Below are 25,182 nucleotides of genomic sequence, written 5' to 3' on the forward strand. Positions count from 1 at the left end.
GGCCCGCCGGGCCGGCGGGAGGAGACATACATCCCACAGGAGAACAGGGACCGGGGCGGGATGGCCGGGCCCAGAAAATTGGAAGAAAGCAGGGATTCTCTATGGCTAGAAAATTCAAGACCATGGACGGCAACAACGCGGCGGCCTATGTCAGCTACGCGTTTACCGAGGTAGCCGGTATCTACCCCATCACGCCGTCCAGCCCCATGGCCGACTATGTGGACCAGTGGGCGGCCCAGGGCCAGAAAAACATCTTCGGCACCACCGTCAAGGTCATCGAAATGCAGTCTGAGGCCGGTGCCGCCGGCACTGTCCACGGCTCTCTGGCGGCGGGCGCTCTGACCACCACCTACACCGCATCCCAGGGCCTGCTGCTGATGATCCCCAACATGTACAAGATCGCCGGCGAGCTGCTGCCTGGTGTCTTCCACGTGTCTGCCCGTACCGTGGCCGCCCAGAGCCTGAACATCTTCGGCGACCACTCTGACGTGATGGCCTGCCGCCAGACCGGCTTTGCCATGCTGGCCGAATCCAATGTGCAGGAGGTCATGGACCTGGGCGCCGTGGCCCACCTGGCTGCCATCAAGGGCCGCGTCCCCTTCATCAACTTCTTCGACGGCTTCCGCACCTCCCACGAGATCCAGAAGGTGGCCATCTGGGACTACAAGGACCTGGCCGAGATGGTGGACATGGACGCCGTGGAGGCGTTCCGCAAGCGCGCCCTGAACCCCGAGCGGCCCACCATGCGCGGTTCCCACGAGAACGGCGACATCTTCTTCCAGCACCGCGAGGCCTGCAACACCTACTATGACGCCCTCCCCGCCATCGTGGAGGAGTATATGGGCAAGGTCAACGCCAAGCTGGGCACCAACTACCAGCTGTTCAACTACTACGGCGCCCCTGACGCTGACCGGGTCATCATCGCCATGGGCTCCATCTGCGACGTGGCCGAGGAGGTCATCGACTACCTCAACGCCCACGGCGAGAAGGTGGGCCTGATCAAGGTGCGCCTGTACCGCCCCTTCCGGGCCGACAAGCTCATCGCTGCCATCCCCGCCACCGCAAAGAAGATCGCCGTGCTGGACCGGACCAAGGAGCCCGGCGCCCTGGGCGATCCCCTGTACCTGGATGTGGTCACCGCGCTGACCAATGCGGGCATTACCGACAAGACCGTTGTGGGCGGCCGGTACGGCCTGGGTTCCAAGGACACCCCGCCCCGCAGCGTGTTTGCTGTCTATGAGGAGCTGGCCAAGGCCGAGCCCAAGCGCCAGTTCACCATCGGCATCGTGGACGATGTGACCAACCTCTCCCTGCCGGAGAGCAAGTCCGCCAACACCGCCGCCGAGGGCACCATCGAGTGCAAGTTCTGGGGCCTGGGCGGCGACGGCACTGTGGGTGCCAACAAGAACTCCATCAAGATCATCGGCGACCACACCGATAAGTATGTGCAGGCGTACTTCCAGTATGACTCCAAGAAGACCGGCGGCGTGACCATCAGCCACCTGCGCTTCGGCGACAAGCCCATCAAGAGCTCCTACTATATCAATAAGGCTGACTTCGTGGCCTGCCACAACCCCTCCTATATCCTCAAGGGCTTCCCCATGGTCCGGGACGTGAAGCCCGGCGGCGTGTTCCTCATCAACTGCCAGTGGTCCGATGAGGAGCTGGACAAGCACATGCCCGCCGTGGCCAAGCGCTACATCGCGGAAAATGACATCCAGGTCTACACCATCGACGCGATCGACCTGGCAGCCAAGATCGGCATGGGCAAGCGCACCAACACCATTCTCCAGTCCGCTTTCTTCTCCCTGGCCAACGTGATGCCCCAGACCGAGGCCATCCAGTATATGAAGGACGCGGCCACCCACTCCTACCTGAAGAAGGGCCAGGACGTGGTGGATATGAACCACAAGGCCATCGACGCCGGCGCCACTGCCTTCAAGAAGTTCACGGTGCCTGCCTCCTGGAAGGATGCTCAGGATGCACCCAAGGAGAGTGTCCTGTCCGGCCCTGCCAAGCTGGTGAAGATGGTGGAGAACATCCTGGAGCCCGTGGACCGCATGGACGGCGACAGCCTGCCTGTCTCCGCTTTTGTAGACCACGCAGACGGCACCTTCGAGCAGGGCGCCTCCGCCTATGAGAAGCGGGGCGTGGCTGTCAGCGTGCCTGAGTGGGACTCCAGCAAGTGCATCCAGTGCAACCAGTGCGCCTACGTGTGCCCCCACGCCACCATCCGTCCCTATGCCCTGACCGAGGAGGAGGCCAAGAACGCCCCCGATGCGGCCAAGATCGTGGATGTGAAGGCGGGCAAGGGCAAGGGCGTGTACAAGTTTGCCATGGCGGTCAGCCCCTTGGACTGCATGGGCTGCTCCGTCTGCGCCAACATCTGCCCCACCAACGCCCTGACCATGGTCTCCCAGGAGAGCCAGGCCGCTCAGCAGGAGGTCTTTGACTACATGGTGGCCAGCGTCTCCGTGAAGGAGGATATGGCCGACCTGACCGTCAAGGGCAGCCAGTTCCGCACCCCGCTGCTGGAGTTCTCCGGCTCCTGCGCCGGCTGCGCCGAGACCGCCTATGCCCGTCTCATCACCCAGCTGTTCGGAGACCGGATGTATATCTCCAACGCCACCGGCTGCTCCTCCATCTGGGGCGGTCCGGCTGCCACCTCTCCCTACACCGTCAACGCCGAGGGCAAGGGTCCCGCCTGGGCCAACTCCCTGTTTGAGGACAACGCCGAGCACGGTCTGGGCCTGTATCTAGGACAGAAGGCCATCCGCAACCGGCTGGCTGCCAAGACCGAGGCCCTGATCGCGGTGGACTGGGCCCGTCCTGAGCTGAAGGAGGCCGCCCAGAAGTGGCTGGACACTATGGAGGACGGCCAGGCCAACCAGGAGGCTGCCAAGGCCTATGTGGCGGCTCTGGAGGCCGGCCTGTGCACGGTGGACGAGCTGCTGGCCAGTGACAAGGCCGAGATCCAGGCCTTCGGCAAGGAGCTGCAGGCCAAGGGCGAGACGCTGTGTCAGTGCGAGGCCTGCAAGCTGGTCAAGGAGATCCTGGACGAGAAGGAGTACCTGAACAAGAAGTCCGTGTGGATCTTCGGCGGCGACGGCTGGGCCTACGACATCGGCTTCGGCGGCGTGGACCACGTGCTGGCCTCCGGCGAGGATGTGAACATCTTCGTCTTTGATACCGAGGTGTACTCCAACACCGGCGGACAGGCCTCCAAGGCCTCCAACATCGGCCAGGTGGCTCAGTTTGCCGCGGCCGGCAAGACAGTGGCGAAGAAGAGCCTGGCGGAGATCGCCATGACCTACGGCTACGTCTATGTGGCCCAGGTGGCTATGGGCGCCAACATGAACCAGACCCTGAAGGCTATCCAGGAGGCCGAGGCCTACCACGGCCCGTCCCTCATCATCGGCTACGCCCCCTGTGAGATGCACTCCATCAAGGGCGGCATGGCCAACTGCCAGTCCGAGATGAAGAAGGCCGTGGAGTGCGGCTACTGGAATATGTTCCGCTTTAACCCCGCCCTGAAGGCGGAGGGCAAGAATCCCTTCACTCTGGACTCCAAGGCGCCCGCAGGCGGCTATCAGGAGTTCCTGATGAACGAGGCCCGTTACTCCAGCCTGACCCGCTCCTTCCCCGAGCGCGCCAAGGAACTCTTCGCTCAGAACGAGGAGGAGGCCAAAGCCCGCTACGAGAAGCTCCAGCGCATGGTCAAGATGTACGAGGTGTAAGGGTAAGATCCCTCACCCGCGAAAAATGAGAAGACCGCACGCCGCCCCACGGGGGCGGCGTGCGGTCATTTATCAGGCCCCGCCCGGGCGGCCCTGACCGCAACCCAATGTAAGTGGCTGAGGTTGGGAGAGGAGGAACAAGGGATCATGAGGTGTCGTCTTTTTTGCTGCAGAAATAAAAAGACGCGGCCGCAAAGGGGACTTTGCGCCCACATAGACGGCAGCTGCGAAAAATGTGCAGTAGCTGTAAGTCTGCACCAAAAACAAAATCACAACCCAGCATAAGCGGTTGTGATTTGGAGCGAGGAGCAGCAGGATGAGTGCGCGACGAGTGGCGCGTAAATTCCCGACCGCAGGCCGGGAATTGTGCAGGAGCGGCTTTGCCGCCCCCAATCATTCAAATGCCGAAGGGGGGAAGCCGCACTCTGGGCGGCGGGCCCCAAAAAGAAGGGCATGACCATAGGTCATGCCCTTCTTTTTGGCGGAGGTGAAGAGATTCGAACTCTTGCGCCGGCGAAGCCGACCTACCGGATTTCGAATCCGGACCCTTCAACCACTTGGGTACACCTCCACAGAACACAGACCGGTCCCGGTCTGTCGCCCAGACGAAAGAAGCCGCAGGCCGACGGAGGGGCCTCTGTTTCAGATACACGCCAAACGATCCGGGCGGAAGATTCGCTTATTAAAGATACCAAAAAAGCAGAGAGAAATCAAGAGGGGAGGGGAAAGAAATAAAAATTGTTCCTTCTCAGCCTCCGTGGGATTGACACGATGTGGGAAAATAAGGTATGCTAAAACAACAGAACAGACTAGAAACGAGGGACAGGAGGGGCTGCGGATGGAGATGCAGGATATGCTGGCTGACCGGCTCAAGCAGAAGCGGGCGCTCTCTCACGCATCCCTGGAGGAATATTCGAAGGAGCTGGGGATCAGCAAGAGCGCGCTGCAAAAATACGAGGCCGGGACCGGAAATCCTACCCTAGCCACGGTGCAGACAATAGCGGACCACCTTCACGAGAGCCCGGCCCAGCTGCTGGGGATGTACAGCGAAGAAGAGATGGAGGCTGCGGGCCTGATGTTCCGGACCCTGGAGTGGTCCATGGGGCTTTCGGAGGGCAGCCGCAGGGAGCTGGCGGTGCTGTTCCGGGAACTGAGCCGTTTCCTGAGCGGCGAGCTGGGAGGGGCTCCCGGGACCCAAAAAGAGCGGAAGGAAGAGCGATGACCTCTGGGTGACGCTCCCCTGCCACGGCAGGACCTGAACGGAAACCGAGAAAATTGGTGAACTGCTATCCCTCAATTTTTACCAGGTCATAGCTGGATTTACTGCCGTCACCTCGACTGGAGGAGCTGCGGCACGATACAGCAGGCAGGTCCATCATAGATGAGAGGGGGCTGCTTCGCGGCCCCCCTTGATGATTTCAACGTCAGGCCTGGTCATACCATCAATGGAGTGATTTTGACAGTTTCAAGGAGTTTTGAATCAATGGTAAGAGTGCTTTTGTCTGCCACGGCAGTATCTTGAAAAGTCCCGAAAAAGCCTGATGTACCAATGATTATGCGGCTCGAAAAGGTGCTTACTGCACCATGACTACACCATTTTTGAAAGAGCCTTGGATGACACTAAAATTTAGCAACCGTGAAACAGATGGCGTGACAATTTAAAAACCAAGCAATGCAATTAGGTTTGGTACATTTAAAAATGAAACCGGTTCCATCTTTGAGAAAACTCAGACGGAGCCGGTTTTGTATTTTTTTGACTGTTTCCTGTAATTATGAACCCGTCAAGTTCGTACCTGACTCCTCATTCGCAATATTAGGTAAACGTGTTCTCCATTCTTTGAGCCATTTTAGAGTTTTTTCGGCTCCAGGATGGAGCTGGGCATATTTAGCAAGCAGGAACAGCTGCCACTTTGCTCGTATATAAGCGTAATGCCACTTATCGTATGCATAGTTTTTCAGTTCCGGCTCCGCTGCCCGTTCAAAGGTTCTCCAATCCACAAGTTTCCCTAATATCTGTTTTTCTACCTCACCCCCGTATAACTGCTCGGCGCTGGTCAGATACAGATCAACGGCCGTTTTCAGATTTCTTTCATATTTGGAATCAATTAAGTACTTTTGAATACCCTCCACGGCTTTTTGAAGCACAGCGTCCCGGATGGTTGAGTCTTCAATATATCGGGAAAGATCCAGTTGTAAACTGCACTGTGAGCATTGTTCATTGTCGTACAACCAAAACAACGCCGTGTTCCGTTCTTGCTCCGAACAGTGCAAAAGATCGGCTGCCAGGAGCGATAACAATTGTTGGTATAACTGCTCCCATTGCTCCCTCGCATCGGCGTCCAAGGTATGTTTCGTACGTGTAAAGAAAGTAATTTGACTTAAAAAATAGGTGGTCTGTAACGATCTTTTTTGCGGAATTAGTTGCGCCAAAGTGTCCAAAACCTGCTTGTTGGACAGTTTTCCATCTCTGAATAGGGAAAACATCCATTGCGCACACAAGAGTTGGGTATACAATAGTTTTGACTTCGAAGCAGACAGGAAAAGCCGTTCTGACCAGGGATAAAACGACATGCGAGCCGCCAAAATATCGAACATCAGCGGTGATCTACTGTTATCCAATAGCAAAAGGAACGCCGCAGGATCCAACTTTAACATTAGGCGATAGCTTCCATGAAACCACCCGTTTTCCCGATACCAAATATGTCCTGCCTGATCGAATAGAATATCAAAACCTGCTCTGCTTACTGTTGCCCGATCATGAAGCAAGGCCCATAACGTGTATTCCGGCGCGTTGATGCCTCTTTGGTCATGCACCATACGCCGCTCTTTTTCTTCGGCAAAATCAGAAAACCACATTAGAAACTCATCTGCAGCTCCATCTATATTTTTTAAGGTTTCTGCAACATCTTCAATTGACCATCGAAACACATTCGAGCATAGCTCTCCCAAGACTCGGCAAACGCCCTCTTTATCCTGTCCCCAATGACTCCATACTTCCGTAACCGCTACAGACAGGTTCTCCTTTGGAATCGTGTTTCTGCCATTCTCACAATATTCTGTCCCCAGCCACTCTTTCAAAGGTGATGGAGATAACTTCTTTTTATCTTGGGCCGTCGGTTTCACTGTAGAATCATACAGAACATCACAAATAATGCGCTCTTTTGGCGGTTTCTTTTCTTGGAGCTTAGCATCAAACATCTGAGTCAAATATTCGCATACTTCCAGAGCTACCTCATGCTCCAGCGGTGCAATGACAAAGGGGTAGTTCTGTCCCATCTTGTTCAAAGAATTGCTCAACAGAAATCCGTCAATATGTTGGTCATTATGGAACCGCAGCAAATACCGATCATGAAACACCGGTTTGTTCCCTCGCCTCAAATTGCGCACTGACAGCCGGCCATGGAGCAATTTTGCATTGCTAAACAGGAATTTTTCATACTCTTTGCAAATATCGGATGCTTTCCCTGTATCCGGGTCAGTCATCCCAAGGCAGGTAATAATGTCAAGCTGCAGATTCGTGCGTGGTATTCTAGTCAATAATTTTTCTGCAGCTGAGACTGAAAAATATGGATCTGCAAGAATGACTCTGTCCACAGTACTATCCGCCAGATACTTACGTATTTTTAGAAAACTATCAATTTCTCCATCTTTTCCTGTATTCGGAATAAACGCTCCCAAACAACGTGTTTTCCGATAATCGGTTAAAAGCCTCCTTCCTGTTTCCAATGAGGTGTCAATTTCTGTGTGAAAGCTGCTTTTAACTGAAACCGTACGATCGGTTGTAACCCGATCAACTTTTTCTATTTTTTCTTCGATCTCTCTTTTTCGGTTGGAAGCTGACTGAAGTAATTTCTTTGTCCAAGCATCTCTGACATGATACGAAGACGAGTCAAAATTCATCTCCAGATTTACTCCAAGCATCATTGATAAATCACGGGCGAAAAGCAACTCTCCGGTTTCACCATCCCATATCTGTACTACTACCCTGCTCATAGATTCCTTGGCCGTGAACTCCACAGAACTCTCCTCCGCAGGCAGCAGTTTTGTCTGATTGATCAGCCACCGCTTACGATGTTCTGCAGCGCAATTTACCACCAATTCTCGGGAAAACACCTCTGTTTTTTGAATCGTTACTTTCTTTAATTCCAACTCCTTATGTGTCAAGATCTTAAAACCTGTGCCCAATGGAGCTGACTGATAGTGTTCAAAGTTTCCGAAGCGATGCCCCTGCGAAGAAAAATCAATGCCGCATTCCTCTTGGCACCACTGTATTAAGTCCTGGACATCTCGGTACAGTTCCTTACCATCTGTCCCAAATGAATGGAGGATTTCCTGAAATAGTGCTTCCTTTTGCACATTCCACAATTCCTTCAGATATGCGTATTCCACAACCGGACCATGCTGCCTTGAATGCGTATCATTGACCAGTACCATGGGCCTGATAACTAATTGGGGAGATTTCATCGTTATCTTCGCCATAGACAGAGTGCTTTCCTGTGTGAGGCTTTTCTCAAAGATTTCCGCTTCATGAAAAGGTAAAATGGCTGTAAGAACACTTTGGTGTTTTTTTGATATCTCTCTCTGCTTCCATGTCAAAAAAGGCTGGTTTGTTGGGGAACTGAATCCGTAAAGAAGAACTTCCCCCCCAGCAGTAGAAAACAAAAGTAATTTAATAAAGCGATTTTCTCCTTGCATTTTTTCATCTCCGTTCTCTTTCGGATAGCCATGTACAATACTTTCTTTCTACGACATTATAACATAGATCTCCATGACACCCATTACTACCTCCTCCCTTCCAGAAACGAAATTCACCATTTTTTGAGAGCCTTGCTATGACAATCCCAATATGGCAGATTTAAGAGAAGCGGAAATATCTTTCTAATGTAAAATGTTCCCGCTGGCGCTAACAGACAAAAAGATGCCGGGGCAGCCTTGGAAAAGGTTGCCCCGGTATCTTTTCACATATTTTGTGCTTTATAGTTTTCGCCCCATGTCCACATGGCGTCCAGAATGGGCTTCAGACTTTTTCCCAAGGCTGTCAGGCTGTACTCCACCCGCGGCGGAACTTCGGCATATACTTTGCGGCTAACCAGCCCTTTTTCTTCCATATCCCGCAGCTGGGCGGTGAGAACTTTCTGGGAAACGCTGCCGATGGACTTTTTGAGTTCTCCGAACCGCTTTGTTCCCGGCATGAGGTCGCGCAGGATCAGGACTTTCCATTTATCACCAATCAGCATAAGCGTTGTTTCTACCGGACAGGCAGGTAATTCTTTCACTTGCTGCATAGTAGCACTCCTTTCCAATAGTTTCTTTTTAGTAACTATAGCACAATAAAGTGCTTACTTTACAATAGATACTTATGGAATTATTATAATTTCGCAAGATAAAAATTGCAATCCCCAAAACCCAAATTCCAATCAGGAGGTATTTATGATGAATGACGTCGTAAAGTTTTTGCAGGAAAATCCCGTTCAGTATCTGGCCACGGTTGGCCGTGATGGTAAGGCCAAGTGCCGCCCCTTCATGTTTTCCGGCGAGATGGATGGCAAGCTATGGTTTTGCACCAACAACCAGAAGGACGTCTACAAGGATATGCAGGCCAACCCTAACATCGAGATTTCTGTTTCCAGCCCGGCTTATGCGTGGATTCGGCTGAACGGCGAGGCCGTTTTCGAGAATAATATGGCCGCCAAGGAGATGTGCATCCGGAACCCCATCGTCAAGGGGCAGTACGGCGAGGCCACCAACCCCGTCTTTGAAGTGTTTTATTTGAAAGATGTCCATGCAGTAATCGCTGACTTTTCCGGCAATCCGCCCAAGGAGTACGATCTGTAAGTATCGTGCACACGGTTCCCCCGGATAAATCTAGGGGAACCTCTTGATTTTGAGAGGCTTCTTATGCAGACAAAAGAGTATCTGGAATACATTGTGGATCATATCCACTCTGCCGTTTTTGCCACCGTGGACAGCCAAGGGCGGCCCGTCACCTGTGCCATCGACCTCATGGACTATGATGAAAACAGCCTCTACTTTCTGACAGCAAAGGGCAAGAACTTTTATGACCGGCTGAAAGCTAACGAAAATATTGCCTTCACCGCCATGAAGGGAGAAGATACCCTTTCCTGCGTGGCGGTGTCCGTACAGGGCAAGGCAAAGGAGATCGGGCCGGACAGGCTGCCCGACTTGTTCCGTAAAAATCCCTATATGGAGAAGATTTATCCTGATGTGCGCTCCCACAGCGCGCTCACAGTATTCAAAATTTACGAGGGAACCGGAGAATGGTTTGACCTCTCCAAACTTCCTATTGAACGGGCCAGCTTCTTTTTCGGCGGAGCACAGGCAAAAGAAACCGGCTATTTTGTGACGGACAAATGTATTGGCTGCAAGCTGTGTTATTCCAAATGTCCGCAGAAGTGTATCGACATTTCAAGAAAGCCTGTGGTTATTCGGCAAGAACACTGTCTGCATTGCGGAAATTGCTTTGAAATATGCCCTGCAAGGGCGATTGAACGGAGATAAGATGATGACGCAGGACGAGCGATTGATTTTTCTGCTCCGCGATCTGCTGGCAGAACGAAAAGAATATGAAGATATCCCGGTGCCGGATTCTCTCTCGGAAAAGCGGCGGCTTTTGCGCAGCCTGATGAATGTGCGTCCGCCCGTCCCGGTCCGTGAGGATTTCTTGCGGGTGCAGGACGCTTACCTTGTGGATCGTCTCGCGGAGCGGGGCGTGACAAGGCTGAAAGACCTGACGCCGGTGCGTCCCGGCTTATATCTCTGGCAGGGAGATATCACTACGCTGGCGGTGGATGCCATCGTCAACGCGGCCAACAGCCAGATGCTGGGCTGCTTCGTTCCTTGTCACGGCTGCATCGACAACGCTATCCACACCTATGCAGGGGTGCAGCTCCGCTTGGAGTGTGCCCGCCTCATGACCGGACAGGAGGAAGAACCTACCGGCAACGCAAAAATCACAAAAGCTTACAACCTGCCCTGCCGCTATATACTGCATACCGTCGGTCCGATAATTAGTGAAGCCGTCACACAGGCAGACCGGGAACTGCTGGCCAGCTGCTACCGCACCTGTTTGGAGCTGGCGGCGGAAACTGGGCTTGGCAGCATAGCTTTCTGCTGTATCTCTACCGGTGAATTCCATTTTCCCAATGAACTGGCCGCAGAAATAGCCATACAAACGGTGGGAGAATGGCAACGGCAAACCCCAGACAAAATCAAGGTGATCTTCAATGTTTTCAAGAACAGAGACTATGAAATCTACAAGCGCTTGCTGCGATAATATCGCACGGCTCAAACAGGAATTGGACACGGCGGATGCGGTGGTGATCGGGGCCGGTTCCGGGCTTTCCACTTCCGCGGGGTTTACCTATACCGGCGAACGCTTTCAGAAATATTTCGGGGACTTTATTGCGAAGTATGGCTTCCGCGATATGTATTCAGGCGGCTTCTATCCCTTTGACAGCCTGGAAGAACATTGGGCGTATTGGAGCAGGTATATCTATATCAATCGCTATTTGGACGCCCCGAAGCCAGTTTATCAGGAGCTTTTGAAACTGGTGCAAGGAAAGGACTATTTTGTGCTGACCACCAATGTGGATCATTGTTTCCAGAAGGCAGGATTTGACAAGCAGCGGTTGTTCTATACCCAGGGCGACTACGGCCTGTGGCAGTGTTCCAGGCCCTGCCACCAAAAGACCTATGATAACGAAACCATTGTCAAAAAGATGGTGGCCGAACAAAAGGATCGAAAAATCCCCAGCGAACTGATACCCTGCTGTCCAGTCTGCGGCGCACCCATGTCCATGAATCTGCGGGCGGATGATACCTTTGTGGAGGATGAAGGCTGGCACACCGCCGCCCGGCGGTATGAGGACTTTCTCCACCGCCATGAGGGACAGCATATTCTCTTTCTGGAATTGGGCGTAGGCGGCAATACACCGGTCATCATCAAATATCCGTTTTGGAGAATGACCTATCAAAACGCCAAGGCAACTTACGCATGTATCAATTTGATGGAGGCATACTGCCCGAAAGAAATTCAAAAGCAAGCAATTTGCATCGGTGGAGACATAGAAAATATTTTACACCAATTATTTCCACACAGGAAATAGCAAAGCCAGCCGAGCCAGTCAACGGTCAAGATGAACGGGCTGCGCCCGCCGTTGACAGCCCCGCCCGCCTTGGCTGGTAGGCAATCAAGGGGCGACAGCAAGGTATGCTGCCGCCCCGCACTCTTATTCAGAGAGGGGGGAATTTACATGACCGAGATTGAAGCCTATCAAGAGTATATCCGGTGCAGGCACAACGCCTTTTGTAAAGCAGTTATTCGGTATGCCGCCATCGGGAAAATCATACGGCTGCGGCAGAAATAGGAACGGGAAATTTCCCTTGACTATCTGACAAATGTGAAGTTTGTCCAATTTGCCGAGCCGGAGCCGGACGAGGAATCCCCCTTTACCGTCTGCGGCCAAACCATCCTATTGAGCAACGCCGCCCTTGCCGACGCAATCTCTGCTTTGCCGGAGCAGACACGGGAAGAAATCCTGCGCTATTACTTTCTGCGCCAGCCGCAGCGCGTGATCGGCGCGTGTATTGGCCGGTCATGCAGCACAGCGGGGCGGCATATCCAGACTGCCTTGTAGAAACTGCGGGAGAAAATGGAGAGGTGCCGCCATGAGTAAACTTCTCCCCTATGAAACCATTGTCAAAGCCTGTGAGGGCGACCCGGAAGCTGTGAACGCCGTTCTGCTCCACTACGCCGGATATATCCGCTATTTCTCCAAGGTGAACGGACAGGTCAATGCCGAGGTTGAGGACTATGTGAAACAACGGTTAATTGACTGTCAATTCAAGTTCCGGCTTGACGAACCGCCGGACAAGCCATAAAAACTGAATACCAGCCGCCACCAGCGCGGCCAGCGAAAGCAGTAAGTCTTGAAAAAGATTTACTGCTTTTTTGTTGTCTGGCTCCGCTTCCAGCCATTTTGACCCCTGCCGGTTGTAGTAGTAAGTGAGGGGGGAATTTTTCTGCCCTGGTGTTTGGCATTTGGAGCATTTACCCGTAGTAGAGAGCAAAGAGAAAGGCTTTCTCCAGCACCGGGTAGAAACCACTGCGCCCGGTGTCATTTTAGCGAAGGCGGGCAGGAATACCCTTTGCAGGATTAGTAGTAGCAGAAAAGGAGAAATAGATTGCAAAAGCGGCTCCCGATGAACGAGTAGTAGGCAAAGGGAAATTTGAAAAAAGCATTTATATAAGCCGGGAAAAAGTGGCGAACGGAAGTGAGGGGAAGTTTGCAGTCACGGAGAGCAAGTTTCTACCACGGTGCCAAAATCCGCAATTCTGCGGTTTTGCCCCTCGCGGGAAACTTGTTGGGGAGTGCCTTCCCCAAACCCTGCTTATCGTCCTCGCGGACTGCATATCATTTACTTCCGCGCCAGCGCGAAAGTTCATTCATTCCGTCGCTCGTCCTCTCCCCACGCAACCCGCTTCGCTGGGCTTGCGCGGGGGCCCCATGAGCGCCGCCCACGAAAGGAGGTCACACTATGCGAAAGAAATACAACACACCCCACCGCAGCCGCGTTGTGAAAACCCGGCTGTCCGAAGAAGAATACGCCGACTTCACAGCGCGGCTTGCGCCTTATGGTATCAGCCAGTCCGAATTTCTCCGGCAGGCAATACGGCGGGCGACCATACGCCCCGTTGTCCATGTGTCGGCGGTCAATACGAACTTCTTTCCGCTGTCGGGAAGCTGACAGCCGAGTACGGCAGGATCGGCGGCAACCTCAATCAGATTGCCCGGTATCTGAACGAGTACGGCGTACCCTACCATGCGCTGTCCGGCGAGATACGCGCCACCATAGCCGACCTTGCCGCCCACAAGTATGAAGTCCTCAAGAAAGTAGGTGACGTGGTTGGCAACACTCAAGCATTTAGGCTCTAAGAACGCCGATTACGGAGCCGCCGAAGCCTATCTGACCTTTGAGCATGACGAGTTTACCATGAAGCCCACCCTTGACGAACAGGGGCGGCTGATCCCCCGCAAGGATTACCGGGTGTCCACGCTGAACTGCGGCGACGAAGATTTTGCCGTTGCCTATATGCGCTCCAATCTCCGCTACAGGAAGAACCAGCGGCGGGAAGATGTGAAAAGCCATCACTACATCATCAGCTTTGACCCACGGGACGCGGCACACAACGGCTTGACCGTAGACCGGGCGCAGGCGTTGGGCGAGAAGTTTTGCGCCGAGCATTTCCCCGGACACCAAGCCTTGATATGTACCCACCTGGACGGACATAACCACAGCGGCAACATTCATGTGTATATCGTCATCAACAGCCTTCGGGTTGAGGAAGTCCCGTTCCTACCCTACATGGACAGGCCAGCCGACACGAAAGCCGGGTGCAAGCACCGCTGTACCGATGCTGCCTTGCGCTACTTCAAATCCGAAGTCATGGAGATGTGCCACTGGGAGGGGATTTACCAAATTGACCTCTTGAACGGCAGCAAGAACCGCGTCACAGAAAGAGAGTATTGGGCGCAGAAAAAGGGACAGGCCGTGCTGGACAAACAGAACGCCCCCATGTTTGCGGAGGGTATCACACCCCGGCAGACCAAGTTTGAAACGAACAAGGAAAAGCTGCGGCGGACCATACGCAAAGCCCTTTTCACCGCTGCCAGCTTTGACGAGTTTTCCTCTCTGCTGCTGCGGGAGTGCGTGACCGTCAAGGAGAGCCGGGGGCGGCTTTCCTACCTCACGCCGGACAGGACAAAGCCCATTACCGCCCGGAAGCTGGGCGACGATTTTGACCGCGCCACCGTTCTTACGCTTTTGAAACAGAACGCCGCCAGAGCAGCCGAGACGCCCACCATCCCGCGCACCATAAAAGACCGTTTGCAGGCCGCCAGAGCCGAGATAGCCGCCCCCAAACAGGACGGTGTGCAGCGGCTTGTGGACATAGCCGCCAAGAGAGCCGAGGGCAAGGGAAAAGGCTACGAGCATTGGGCAAAGATACACAATCTGAAACAGGCGGCAAAGACACTGAATGTGTATCAAGAATACGGATTTACTTCCCCGGAGCAGCTGGAAGCGGCCATAGACACCGCCTATGCGGAAATGTGGCAGACTAGCGGCGAACTGAAAACGCTGGAAACCAAGCTGCAAGGGAAAAAGGAGCTGCAGCGGCAGGTGTTGGTCTACGCCCAGACCAAGCCCGCCCGCGACGGGGTGAAAGCGCAGAAATCCCCCAAAGCCCGCGACGCATACCGGCAGGCGCATGAGAGCGATTTTATCATAGCCGAAGCCGCCGCCCGGTATTTCCGGGAGCATGGCATTACCAAACTGCCCGCCCGGAAAGCGTTGCAGGCCGAGATCGAGCAGCTTATTTCCCCAAAAGACAGCCTTTACAACGGCTACCGGGAACAGAAACGGCGGTTCAAGGAGTTGCAGACAGTCAAACGGAACATCGACCAAATCCTGCGCCGGGAGGAACCGAAGCGCAGAAAGGAGCAGAACCATGAGCGATAACCCGCCCCGCATGGACTACCGCCAGCACCGGCGGGCGCGGCGGCTGGTACATGAGTGCTGTAACTACGACGATGGGAACTGCCTGCTATTGGACGACGGGGAGCCTTGCGTGTGTGTTCAGAGCATTTCCTATTCCTGCTAAAATGGGGTCCCCACAAAGTCATTGACTTTGTGGGGAGAGGAGGAGCAGCGGAATGAGTGAGCTTTCCCGCCAGCAGGGAAGCGAGGGATATGGAGCTTGCGACGACGAGGTTCCGTGTGGCTGTCCTGCCCCTTGCCGGGGAGCTGTCCGCAGCATTCTTGTACCGGGGAAGCCGGAAACGGTGCGCGGTCTGCGGGGCGGCTTTCGCCCCCAAATCCAACCGGGGAAAGTACTGTCCCGACTGCGCCGCCAAAGTACGCCGCCAAAGTACGCCGCCAAAGTACGCCGCCGCAAGGAAGCCGAGCGACAGCGCAAACGCTACCAACTTTCTACGCATTTAAGGGTTTTCAAACCCTTGTAAATCAAGGCTTTTTTACCTACCCTCAATAGTGGCTTGATACATTTCTTTTTCCCTCAGAAACGGTGTTCTATATGCGTACAAACGCCCTAAATCCACCCAAAGGAGGAACCATGTCAGATAACCGAAAATATTACTACCTGAAGCTGAAAGAGAATTACTTTGACGAGGACGCTATCGTGCTGCTGGAGAGTATGCAGGACGGCGTACTCTACTCCAACATTCTCTTGAAGCTGTACTTAAAGTCGCTGAAAAATGGCGGGAAGCTGCAGCTTGATGAAAATATCCCTTACACCGCGCAGATGATTGCCACCATTACCCGCCAGCAAGTCGGCACCGTAGAACGGGCCTTGCAGATCTTTATGAAACTGGGGGTTGTGGAGCCGCTGCAAAACGGCGCACTGTATATGAGCAACATTGAACTGATGATCGGCCAGTCCTCTACCGAGGGGGAGCGGAAACGGCGGGCAAGTCTGACTTTGCAGGAGCAAAAGGCCTTGCCAAAGGCCGGGGCGGACAAATGTCCACCATATCAAGCGGACATTTGTCCACCAGAGTTAGAGATAGAAAAAGAGAGAGCACGAGAGTTAGATACGGGACAACCCGCCCGCGCCGCCTATGGCCGGTATGGAAATGTCTTTTTGACCCAATCGGAACTGGACGGGCCGAAAGCTGATCTGCCCGGCAAATGGGACTACTACATTGACCGGCTATCCTGTCATATCGCGTCCAGCGGCAGGAAGTATCACAGCCATGCCGCCACGATTTACAAATGGGCGCAGGAGGACGCCACCAAGAAACCCTCGAAAAGGGCATACCCGACTACTCATGCAAGGAGGGCGAGAGTTTATGAAGAACGAAATCAACGCTGTTTTGGAAAATATGAAGGCCACCACACCGGAGCGGTCGGACTACACCAGCGAGGACGGTTTGCTGCACTGCGGCAAGTGCCACAAACCAAAAGAAGCCTACTTCCCGGAGGGCAAGGCATTGTTTGGGCTTGACCGCCACCCGGCAGAGTGCGACTGCCAGAGAGCCGCCCGTGAGGAGCGGGAAGCCGCCGAACAGCGGCGCAGGCACCTTGACACCGTGGAGGAACTGAAACGCTGGGGCTTTACCGACCCCACCATACGGGACTGGACTTTTGAAAACGACAACGGCAGGAACCCGCAGACCGAACTTGCCCGCCGGTATGTGGAGCATCGGGAGGATATGCGAACCGACAATATCGGCTGCCTGTTCTGGGGCGGTGTGGGAACCGGCAAAAGCTACCTTGCGGGCTGTATCGCAAACGCCCTCATGGAGAAAGAAATCCCTGTCCACATGACGAACTTTGCCCTTATCCTCAATGACCTTGCCGCTAGTTTTGAGGGGCACAACGAGTACATTTCCCGTCTTTGCCGCTATCCGCTGCTGATCCTTGACGACTTCGGCATGGAGCGCGGCACCGAGTACGGGCTGGAACAGGTTTTCAATGTGATAGACAGCCGTTACCGCAGCGGTAAGCCGCTGATCGTCACGACCAACCTCACGCTGGACGACCTGCGGAATCCGGAGGACACCGCCCATTCCCGGATTTATGACCGGTTACTTTCTATGTGTGTTCCGGTACGCTTTACCAGCGATAACTTCCGGCAGGAAGCCGCACAAGCTAAGCTGGAACGGCTGAAAAAGCTAATGTGATAAGGAGGCGGTACGATGAAAGAAGTTCCCATCTGGGAAAAGAGCAATTTGAGTTTGGAGGAAGCTGCCGCCTACTCCAGCATAGGGATTAACAAGCTGCGCGATCTCACGAATGAAAAGGACTGTCGGTTTGTACTATGGGTAGGGAATAAGTGCCTGATCAAGCGCCGCCTGTTTGACCAATTCATCGAGCAGATGTATTCCATCTGAAATTTGTGGTGTGAAAGACTGCCTGAATATGGTACAATCAAAGTGTCATACCAAGGCTCTTTCCATTACGGAAAGGAGTTTGACAATGTCCGAAAAGCGCAAAGACCATAAGGGAAGAATCCTGCGGACAGGAGAGAGCCGGAGAAAAGACCTGATTTATCAATACCGCTATACGGATATCCGGGGAAAGCGCCAGACGGTTTATTCCTCTGATTTAAGGGAACTGCGGGAAAAAGAGAAAGAAATCCAGAAGCAGCTTGACGCGGGAATCGACTATGCCGCCGGAAAAATCACCGTCATAGAACTGGTAGAGCGGTATAGCGGCCTAAAGCAGGGCGTCCGCTACAACACGAAGGTTGGATACAATTTTGTGCGGAATCTGATTCGGCAAGAAGATTTTGGATACCGCCCGATCCGGGATATCAAAGTATCCGATGCCCAACAGTGGATCATGAAGCTGCACGGCGACGGAAAGGGAGACAGCACCATCACCAGCGTGCGGGGCGTTGTCAAACTGGCATTTCAAATGGCCTGCAACGAGGATATCATCCGAAAAAATCCCATCGACTTCAAGTTGGTGGAGGTCGTTCCCAATGACTCGCAGAAGCGAATCACCATGACCCAGGAGCAGCAGGAAATCTGGATGGGTTTTATTCGGGGTGACAAGACCTACCGCAAGTATTACGATGAGTTTGTAGTCCTGCTGGAAACCGGGATGCGGGTGAGCGAGTTCTGCGGCCTGACCAAAAGCGATCTGGATTTTGAGAACCGTCGTATCCGGGTGGATCACCAGCTCGTCCGGGAGCGGGGCAGCAAGTACTATGTGGAGAAAACAAAAACCGAATGTGGCTGTCGTTTTATTCCCATGACGGATACGGCGTACCAGAGCCTTAAAAATATCCTGGCTCGTCGCAAGACACTCAAAGCAGAGATGATCGTCGACGGATACACCGGATTTTTGCTGCTGGATAAGGACGACAAGCCCAAGGTGGCACTGCACATCGAAAATGAGATGCGCTGGGCCATGAAGAAGTATCGCAAGCTGTACCCGGACAAGCCCCTGCCGCACATTACTCCCCATGTGTTCCGTCATACCTTTTGCAGCAACATGGCCAATGCGGGTATGGATATCAAGAACTTGCAGTATGTGATGGGCCACTCCGATGTGGGGGTGACACTGAATGTCTACACCCACGCCAGCTTTGACCGGGCAGCCGAACAGATGGCAAAAATCCTTGCGTTCCCCACTGTGACAGCTTGAAAAATCAGGTCAAATCCGCAGTTGGTACTACACCAATTACTACACCATTTGCTAATGAAATTGCGTAGATTTACGCAGATTTGCGTGGGCAGCATGGCAACCACAACGAAAAGAAAAAGCGCCGAAAAGCCAGTCATATCAATGGTTTGCAGGCTTATGAAGGGATATATAAGAGATGACCAAAATACTATTTGTTTGCCACGGCAATATATGCAGGTCGCCCATGGCGGAGTTCATGCTGAAGGACCTGGTCAAAAAACGCGGGATGGAGAGGGACTTTCTGATCGCCTCCTCTGCCACCAGCGCGGAGGAGATCGGCAACCCCGTCCATCCAGGCACGGCGAGCCGGCTGGCCCGGGAGGGCATCTCCACAGCGGGGAAATATGCCGTGCAGCTGAAGCGGACCGACTATGACCGTTACGACTATTTTCTGGGCATGGATCAATGGAACGTCCGCAATATGAAGCGGATCTTGGGGGGAGATCCGGAGAACAAGGTGCACCTGCTGCTGGACTTTACCGGGCGGCCGGGGGAGGAGATCGCAGACCCCTGGTACACGGGAGACTTTGAACGCACCTATGCAGATATCCTGGAGGGGTGCACCGGCTTCCTCCGACAGCTGGAGGGGCAGGGGACATAGACTGCAGCGGAGGACGGCCGTCCCCCGCGCCATATTAGAAGAAAAGAGAAAGATGGCGGCCCCGGATTTCCGAGGCCGTCATCTTTCTCAGGTATTACGCCTTTTCAAACTCACTCTTGCCCAGACCACACACGGGGCAGACCCAGTCGGAGGGGACATCCTCCCAGGGCGTGCCGGGAGCCACGCCGTTGTCGGGGCCTCCCACGGCAGGGTCATATTCATAGCCGCAGGGGCAGACATATTGATCCATCATGACCGCTCCTTTCTCAGGGACAGAGGATCAGCCAAAGTAGCGCTTCAGCAGGCCCTCGAACGCCTTGCTGCGGCGGGCCTCGTCCCGGGCCGTCTATCCTCGCCGGATCAGCAGGCCGTTTTGCGTTCTATGGAAATGCAGTAATTGCAAGACTTTTGCCTCCGTCTCCATTCTAAATAACAAACAGCCAACGCCCAAAGCAGGCGTTTTCGAGAAAGTGCTGCCTTTCTATCCGCTTTTGGGAGACATATCATGGATAAACTGGATGATGCAGATGTTTAGTCACTAGCAAATAAGCATTGGATGTTCCAATACACCATCGCGGTGGATGGCCCAAAGAAGGATGTCCGCAAGAGAAATAACAAGTTCGGCAATCCTACGAAGACAGAGACGGAGGCAATTAGAGCCAGAAACAAATGCTGCTCATATTCCAGATGGGGGCCAAAGACAATATCGAAACGGCAAAATCGGCATACAAGGTATTCTCGTCTAATGGAAAGCACTTTTCGGTCAAGTATGCTCCCTATGCTCTGCATTTTATGGAATATTTGGGCTCGGCGTTGGCTTGGAGGTATTCTTTCAAAAGAAGAAGTCGGTTGTAAATGTAGTAATTTCCGTAGTTGGGTATAGATTTTACCTCCTTGTGCGGGGTTCTTATGATTATAACATGCCGACAGAAAAGAAAAAAGGGGTGGTAAACACCCCTTTGATCAGTTTTACACTTTTTCGAGATCAATGATCTTTCTGATATCGCTAATCTCCAATGCGGTGGCAATCTTACCTAAGTGTTCAAAATTGATAACAGTTCGAGTGCCTCTCACGATATCGCTTATTGTTGATTCCCGTACTCCCGCCATCTCGGCGAGTTTTTTCTGTGTTATACCTTCCTCTTCAAGAAGTTCTTTAACACGAAGTTTGACACGGTAGCTCATACCAGACTAATTCCCTCCATGCTCGAAAGTACCATGTAGGCATAATTCCAAAGGCTGGGGTCTTTTCCAAAAACAGTAGGCTTATCGCCCAAAGAGCCAGCCAAATCCATAACACTTCTTGTGAGTCCGACTTTGTGCTTGTTCCAAACAGCGATGGGATCTTTGCCGTCCATCCACTTATACTTGCCTGAGGTGATATCATACTCGAGAAGAACTCTGAATGCCGCCAGAATGGGATAGAGAAGACCATCGGGAATTTTGTAGTAAATATCACTCATACAGAATTTACTCTTGCCGACGGGGCTGCCCTCTTTGTAGCCAGAATAGGACTTTCGACCGTACATACGACCATTCTCGTTATAAGCTACAGCAAACTCAGTTTCGATGGCATCGTAAAGATCAAACAGATCGGGAATGACATTCACAAATTTTCTGTAGTGCTCGGGGTCGTCCAAATACTCATTCAGCATGGCCTGTTTGCCAGAGTATGCTTTGGTAGGATGCTCCGCACTGTTATACTTATCGATGTTGAACATACAAATGATAGAAACGATATCGCGCGCGTCGATCATTTTCAGAGCCTTTTTGGTATCGGTGTCTTTTGTGATCTGATTCTGCTTAAAGGAAATTCTATTAAAGAAGGGAAGTCCCTCGAGGCCTTCCTTGATGGGATCGAACTTCTCTCTCAGTTCTGCCATAGACTTTGCATCGACTGCGATAGAAGTATTACGAGCTTCAGCCAGATCGGCAATCATTGCTTCGACGCCAGTCATTACTTCAAACTGAACATACTGTTCCAGGACTTTATCCTTGTTCTCAAGAAGGATCTTGTAGGTATGTCCGCCATCAATGTTGCCATGGCAGCTTTCATCCTCGAAATCAATGGTTACTTCCTGCAAGCGGTTATCATAACGCACTCTCTTTGCGGAGAGAATGATGCCTCTGTTCTTCAGGTGGAACTGGCCGTCATTACTCAGCAGAGACTCTGTGATTGCATTTGCCACAGTAGAGTTGAGTTTCTGATCGCGGGGGTTTGTGGACATGGGAATACCCTCGGGGACATCGCAGGTCTTGGCATAGAAAATGTACTTTCTCGGAGTTTCGTTGCCAAGAGGATCATCAAACTTCCTAAAATTGTTGTCGCTTACCTTAATTGTCTTTCTAATCATAATTACCTCTTTCTGAAGACCAGGCTTCGAATTATGTGTACGAATGCATTTGCATATCGCAATATCAGAATAACGAAATATCGATATTTTGTCAAGGGGGTAAAATTAAAAAGTTTGGAAGGAAGGCGGTAAAAGGCTTTGTAGAGGCCGCCATAGACCTTCTTGAAGCCAGTAATATCGAAGTGATTGGAGAGGACAGAAGCCCAGTGGATGATGTAAGTCCCTGCGGTCAGTCCCTCAACCTCACGCACCAAAATTTCAGCCTTGATAGTGTCGCGGATGTCGTTGGTCTTGGCTTGAGCTTCTTCCATGGGGGCTTCCACCTTGGAAACCAGTTTGTTCTTGCAAGTTGTTCAAAAGAAGTGAAAATTTCTCATAAGTTATCAGTTTTGCTTTATTTTTCGATATTAGGAGAAAAACCACTTAATATAGGTGCAATTCAAGAAAGTTGCACATGTGAAAGTCAAAAAAGTGTGATACGGAGAAAAGTTACACCCAACTTGCACACCTGCGCGGCGGAAGCGCAAAAAGAGAGGGAACCGGTTTCCCGATTCCCTCTCAAAAAGTGCTTATTAACTGGCCGTTTATCCGGTATTGATTAGCCGAAGTAGCGCTTCAGCAGGCCCTCGAAAGCCTTGCCGTGGCGGGCCTCGTCCCGGGCCATCTCGTGCACGGTGTCATGGATGGCGTCCAGGCCGTTCTTCTTGGCGCAGGCGGCCAGCTCGAACTTGCCGTTGGTGGCGCCGTACTCACAGTCCACACGCCAAGCCAGGTTGGCCTTAGTGTCAGCCTTCATGTTGGCCTCCAGGTCCTCGCCCAGCAGCTCAGCAAACTTGGCGGCGTGCTCGGCCTCCTCATAGGCGGCCTTCTCCCAGTACAGGCCGATCTCGGGATAGCCCTCCCGGTGGGCCACGCGAGCCATGCACAGGTACATGCCCACCTCGGAGCACTCGCCGTTGAAGTTGGCCATGAGCTGGTCAAAGATGTACTTCTTGTCCTCAGCGCTGATATCGGGGTTGTTCTTCACAGTCTTGGCATAGATGCCGAACTCATGCTCAGCAGCCAGCTTCATCTCGCCCACCTGCTCCACGAACTTGTCCTTAGGAGCCTTGCAGATGGGGCAGAAGTCGGGCGCGGTCTCGCCCTCGTACACATAACCGCAAACGGAACAGACAAACTTTTTCATGACAATTTTTCCTCCTGTTTTATTTTATTTTGGCAATTTTCACACGTGCCGTAGAAGATGAGCTCATGGCGCTGGACCAGGAACCCATATTGCGCGCTGACGGTCTGATCCAGATCGCCGTCATCCAGCATGGGATGGGGCAGATCCATCACAGCGCCGCAGCAAGTGCAAATAAGGTGACTGTGGGGGGCAATGCACCCGTCGAACCGCTCCTGTCCCTTGACGACGCCGATGCTCTGGATCAGGCCCTGCTGTTGGAACAGGACTAGGTTGCGATAGACCGTCCCCAGGCTCAGGTCGGGGTGGGTGGGTTTCAGAGTTTGATAGACCCACTCGGCGGAGGGGTGGCAGTCGGTGCTCTGGATCGCGTTCAAAATGGCCTCCCGTTTTCTGCTGTATCTTGTGGCGCGTTCCATAGGGCCCTCCAAATAGTAATAATTCTTATTACGAAAGAATCATACCACAGAAACAGCTGCTTGTAAAGGGGAAAATCAAAAAATCCGAAAATTTTTGTGTTCAGGGCCGGGAGCTATCTTCCTTTGTATGACGAAATTTTTTCAGGATGGACTCCTCCCAGCGGTCGCCGTATTTCATCCCCAGCAGGAAGACGGCCACACCGATGATCCCCAGCAGGACCATAGCCCAAAGAGGGAGAGTCAGGGTGGCACCGCCCAAGGCGCTGGCTACCAGCAGGCCCCAGGGACGAGTGAGCACAACGATCACCAGAAAACGGGGGGTGGAGATGGCGGTGAGCCCGGCCAGAATGCACAGCAGGTCATCGGGAAAGAAGGGCAGGAGAAAGGCCAGGATGAGGAAAGTGTCTGTTTTGGCCCGGACGATGGAGAGGTACTTGTCGGAAATGGCCCGGCTCACCAGGCGGTCCGCAAAAGATTGGCCCAGCGCGCGTGCCAGGAGAAAGACCAGCAGGGAGGCGGAGAGGACCGCGGCGATGGTGAGAAAAAAGGAGGGCCAGGTGCCGAAGAGCATCCCGCCGGCGGCGGCGCTGAGGTTGCTGGGGATGGGGGCCAGCACCACAGACAGGAACTGGAGCAGGAAAAAACAGAGGTGGGAGTAGGGAGCGAACTGAGAGATATAGTCCTGAAGGGCCTGCTGGGAGGAGAGGGCGGCGAAGAAGCCGCTGCGCCACAGAAAGACGCCGCCCAGGGCGCACAGGAGCAGGACCAGGACCGCGCTGGTGATTTTCAGGAGATGTTTCATGAGGGACCTCGATCTTCTCTTTAGATTCGCGGGACAATGGAGGCCGGCGGCGCGCCAGCCTGCATAGTCCCTATGGTATCACAGAATTGTGGCGGATGTGATAAGTTTTTCTTAAATTCTCATAAAAATGTCGAAGCGGGGCGAAAAAAGAGGGCCAGCAGACTGCTGGCCCTCCCGGGAGGAGCGGGGAGCGGATCACAGATGAAAGCGCCTGCGCACTTCCTCGCGCAGGGCCGGGACCCGGCGCACCACGATGAGGGGGATGACCAGGGCAGCGCATACTGTGAGCACCACCAGGGACCAGCCCGGCTGCCAGCGGCCCAGGAAGTAGCGGTCGATGAGCAGCTCCACGCCGGAGAGAAAAACGCCGGTGGTGCCGATGACCAGGGTGATGCGGGAGAGGGTGCTCCGGGGCCTGGCCCCCATCATAAAGCCCAGAAACAGCAGCGCCGCCCCCAGAAGCAGGATGATGGGCAGGGCCAGATGCCAATACCAGGCTGAACCGTCCAGATCCACAGAGATCAGAAAGACGTAGAGGGCGACGGCCAGCACATCTGCCGACAGGCGGAGATAGAGGTGCATGGTGCGCAGGAGCAGCGGTGGCACCAGCCAGACCCACAGCATGGCCGCCGCGCCGATGACATAGAGGGACCAGATATGGCCGCTGCGCAGCACCAGATTGAGCAGGCCGCAGCACACCGCCACTGAGGCCAGCATGGAGGACACCAGGATGGCCAACTCCGCCTTAGAGGCGGGGGGGACCTCCCCCCGTTCGGGGGGGGAGGGGGGGGGAGCGGGCTCTTATTCACAACTCGATGTGTATAAAAGACAGCATGGGGGGGGTCCAAGGCG

General features: G+C 53.5%; 22 protein-coding genes, 1 tRNA gene and 4 pseudogenes. 16 read left to right on the forward strand and 11 right to left on the reverse strand.

The annotated features are described in order from the left end of the window. Positions 1-101: 101 nt before the first annotated feature. Positions 102-3,737, forward strand: coding sequence for a pyruvate:ferredoxin (flavodoxin) oxidoreductase (gene nifJ, locus BN1969_RS05445; RefSeq protein WP_050623376.1), 3,636 nt, complete (start codon positions 102-104; stop codon positions 3,735-3,737). Positions 3,738-4,216: 479 nt separating this feature from the next. Here nifJ and BN1969_RS05450 read toward each other — a convergent pair. Beyond that, positions 4,217-4,308 (reverse strand) — tRNA-Ser (locus tag BN1969_RS05450). Between the two features lie 267 nt (positions 4,309-4,575). On the opposite strand from BN1969_RS05450, the gene BN1969_RS05455 reads away from it, so the two are divergent. Continuing rightward, complete coding sequence (locus BN1969_RS05455; RefSeq protein WP_050623377.1) at positions 4,576-4,959, forward strand: helix-turn-helix domain-containing protein; 384 nt, start codon at positions 4,576-4,578, stop codon at positions 4,957-4,959. Positions 4,960-5,507: 548 nt separating this feature from the next. Here BN1969_RS05455 and BN1969_RS05460 read toward each other — a convergent pair. Then, positions 5,508-8,432, reverse strand: coding sequence for a VPA1262 family protein (locus BN1969_RS05460; RefSeq protein WP_050623378.1), 2,925 nt, complete (start codon positions 8,430-8,432; stop codon positions 5,508-5,510). Positions 8,433-8,695: 263 nt separating this feature from the next. Beyond that, a complete protein-coding gene (locus tag BN1969_RS05465; protein ID WP_050623379.1) occupies positions 8,696-9,022 on the reverse strand; it encodes a winged helix-turn-helix transcriptional regulator in 327 nt (108 codons plus the stop codon). Positions 9,023-9,170: 148 nt separating this feature from the next. Between BN1969_RS05465 and BN1969_RS05470 the strand changes: the two genes are divergently transcribed. The 14 genes and pseudogenes from BN1969_RS05470 to BN1969_RS05535 all read left to right on the forward strand — a co-directional run bounded on the left by BN1969_RS05470 (position 9,171) and on the right by BN1969_RS05535 (position 19,572). Then, the gene (locus BN1969_RS05470) at positions 9,171-9,572 is read left to right on the forward strand and encodes a pyridoxamine 5'-phosphate oxidase family protein (RefSeq protein ID WP_050623380.1); all 402 of its coding nucleotides are present in this window, start codon (positions 9,171-9,173) and stop codon (positions 9,570-9,572) included. A gap of 63 nt (positions 9,573-9,635) precedes the next feature. Further along, complete coding sequence (locus tag BN1969_RS05475) at positions 9,636-10,256, forward strand: 4Fe-4S binding protein (RefSeq protein ID WP_050623381.1); 621 nt, start codon at positions 9,636-9,638, stop codon at positions 10,254-10,256. Between the two features lie 4 nt (positions 10,257-10,260). Continuing rightward, complete coding sequence (locus BN1969_RS05480) at positions 10,261-11,031, forward strand: protein-ADP-ribose hydrolase (RefSeq protein ID WP_050625399.1); 771 nt, start codon at positions 10,261-10,263, stop codon at positions 11,029-11,031. Then, complete coding sequence (locus BN1969_RS05485) at positions 11,003-11,863, forward strand: SIR2 family NAD-dependent protein deacylase (protein ID WP_050623382.1); 861 nt, start codon at positions 11,003-11,005, stop codon at positions 11,861-11,863. The genes BN1969_RS05480 and BN1969_RS05485 overlap by 29 nt, the downstream gene beginning before the upstream one ends. A gap of 562 nt (positions 11,864-12,425) precedes the next feature. Next, positions 12,426-12,638, forward strand: a complete 213-nt coding sequence (locus BN1969_RS05495) for a helix-turn-helix domain-containing protein (RefSeq protein ID WP_050623383.1) — start codon at positions 12,426-12,428, stop codon at positions 12,636-12,638. A gap of 657 nt (positions 12,639-13,295) precedes the next feature. Further along, a pseudogene (locus tag BN1969_RS05500) lies at positions 13,296-13,693 on the forward strand (plasmid mobilization protein). Then, positions 13,665-15,278, forward strand: coding sequence for a relaxase/mobilization nuclease domain-containing protein (locus tag BN1969_RS05505; RefSeq protein ID WP_050623384.1), 1,614 nt, complete (start codon positions 13,665-13,667; stop codon positions 15,276-15,278). The pseudogene BN1969_RS05500 and the gene BN1969_RS05505 overlap by 29 nt, the downstream one beginning before the upstream one ends. After that, positions 15,268-15,425: pseudogene (locus BN1969_RS16965) on the forward strand (cysteine-rich VLP protein); the annotation flags it as partial. The gene BN1969_RS05505 and the pseudogene BN1969_RS16965, both read left to right, overlap by 11 nt. A 105-nt stretch (positions 15,426-15,530) precedes the next feature. Further along, positions 15,531-15,781, forward strand: a pseudogene (locus tag BN1969_RS05510) (hypothetical protein); the annotation flags it as partial. Positions 15,782-15,891: 110 nt separating this feature from the next. Beyond that, positions 15,892-16,631 (forward strand): annotated as a pseudogene (locus tag BN1969_RS05515) (phage replisome organizer N-terminal domain-containing protein). Beyond that, positions 16,628-17,461, forward strand: a complete 834-nt coding sequence (locus BN1969_RS05520; RefSeq protein ID WP_050623386.1) for an ATP-binding protein — start codon at positions 16,628-16,630, stop codon at positions 17,459-17,461. Before BN1969_RS05515 ends, BN1969_RS05520 begins: the two are co-directional and overlap by 4 nt. 15 nt (positions 17,462-17,476) lie before the next feature. Further along, positions 17,477-17,671 carry an excisionase gene (locus tag BN1969_RS05525; RefSeq protein WP_050623387.1) on the forward strand — a complete coding sequence of 65 codons (195 nt, stop codon included), beginning with the start codon at positions 17,477-17,479 and terminating at the stop codon, positions 17,669-17,671. A gap of 85 nt (positions 17,672-17,756) precedes the next feature. Then, positions 17,757-18,932: a site-specific integrase gene (locus BN1969_RS05530; RefSeq protein WP_050623388.1), complete on the forward strand. Its 1,176-nt coding sequence runs from the start codon at positions 17,757-17,759 to the stop codon at positions 18,930-18,932. A 175-nt stretch (positions 18,933-19,107) separates the two neighbouring features. Then, positions 19,108-19,572: a low molecular weight protein-tyrosine-phosphatase gene (locus tag BN1969_RS05535; RefSeq protein ID WP_050623389.1), complete on the forward strand. Its 465-nt coding sequence runs from the start codon at positions 19,108-19,110 to the stop codon at positions 19,570-19,572. A 94-nt stretch (positions 19,573-19,666) separates the two neighbouring features. On the opposite strand, the gene BN1969_RS16970 is transcribed toward BN1969_RS05535, so the two are convergent. The 8 genes from BN1969_RS16970 to BN1969_RS05575 all read right to left on the reverse strand — a co-directional run bounded on the left by BN1969_RS16970 (position 19,667) and on the right by BN1969_RS05575 (position 25,068). Beyond that, on the reverse strand, positions 19,667-19,822 hold the full coding sequence (locus tag BN1969_RS16970) for a rubredoxin (RefSeq protein WP_077138703.1): 156 nt from the start codon (positions 19,820-19,822) through the stop codon (positions 19,667-19,669). 719 nt (positions 19,823-20,541) lie between these two features. Then, a complete protein-coding gene (locus BN1969_RS05545) occupies positions 20,542-20,757 on the reverse strand; it encodes a helix-turn-helix transcriptional regulator (protein ID WP_050623391.1) in 216 nt (71 codons plus the stop codon). Beyond that, positions 20,754-21,926: an AIPR family protein gene (locus BN1969_RS05550; RefSeq protein ID WP_050623392.1), complete on the reverse strand. Its 1,173-nt coding sequence runs from the start codon at positions 21,924-21,926 to the stop codon at positions 20,754-20,756. Before BN1969_RS05550 ends, BN1969_RS05545 begins: the two co-directional genes overlap by 4 nt. Positions 21,927-21,928: 2 nt before the next feature. Beyond that, positions 21,929-22,237: a hypothetical protein gene (locus BN1969_RS05555; protein ID WP_050623393.1), complete on the reverse strand. Its 309-nt coding sequence runs from the start codon at positions 22,235-22,237 to the stop codon at positions 21,929-21,931. 287 nt (positions 22,238-22,524) lie between these two features. Then, complete coding sequence (locus tag BN1969_RS05560) at positions 22,525-23,112, reverse strand: NADH peroxidase (RefSeq protein ID WP_050623394.1); 588 nt, start codon at positions 23,110-23,112, stop codon at positions 22,525-22,527. Next, the gene (locus tag BN1969_RS05565) at positions 23,109-23,528 is read right to left on the reverse strand and encodes a Fur family transcriptional regulator (RefSeq protein ID WP_050623395.1); all 420 of its coding nucleotides are present in this window, start codon (positions 23,526-23,528) and stop codon (positions 23,109-23,111) included. Before BN1969_RS05565 ends, BN1969_RS05560 begins: the two co-directional genes overlap by 4 nt. 100 nt (positions 23,529-23,628) lie before the next feature. After that, the gene (locus BN1969_RS05570) at positions 23,629-24,330 is read right to left on the reverse strand and encodes a TVP38/TMEM64 family protein (protein WP_050623396.1); all 702 of its coding nucleotides are present in this window, start codon (positions 24,328-24,330) and stop codon (positions 23,629-23,631) included. 195 nt (positions 24,331-24,525) lie between these two features. Further along, a complete protein-coding gene (locus BN1969_RS05575) occupies positions 24,526-25,068 on the reverse strand; it encodes a DUF6320 domain-containing protein (protein WP_050623397.1) in 543 nt (180 codons plus the stop codon). Between the last annotated feature and the right edge of the window lie 114 nt (positions 25,069-25,182).

Origin of the sequence: Clostridium phoceensis (assembly GCF_001244495.1) — a bacterium.
Lineage (GTDB): Bacteria > Bacillota > Clostridia > Oscillospirales > Oscillospiraceae > Lawsonibacter > Lawsonibacter asaccharolyticus.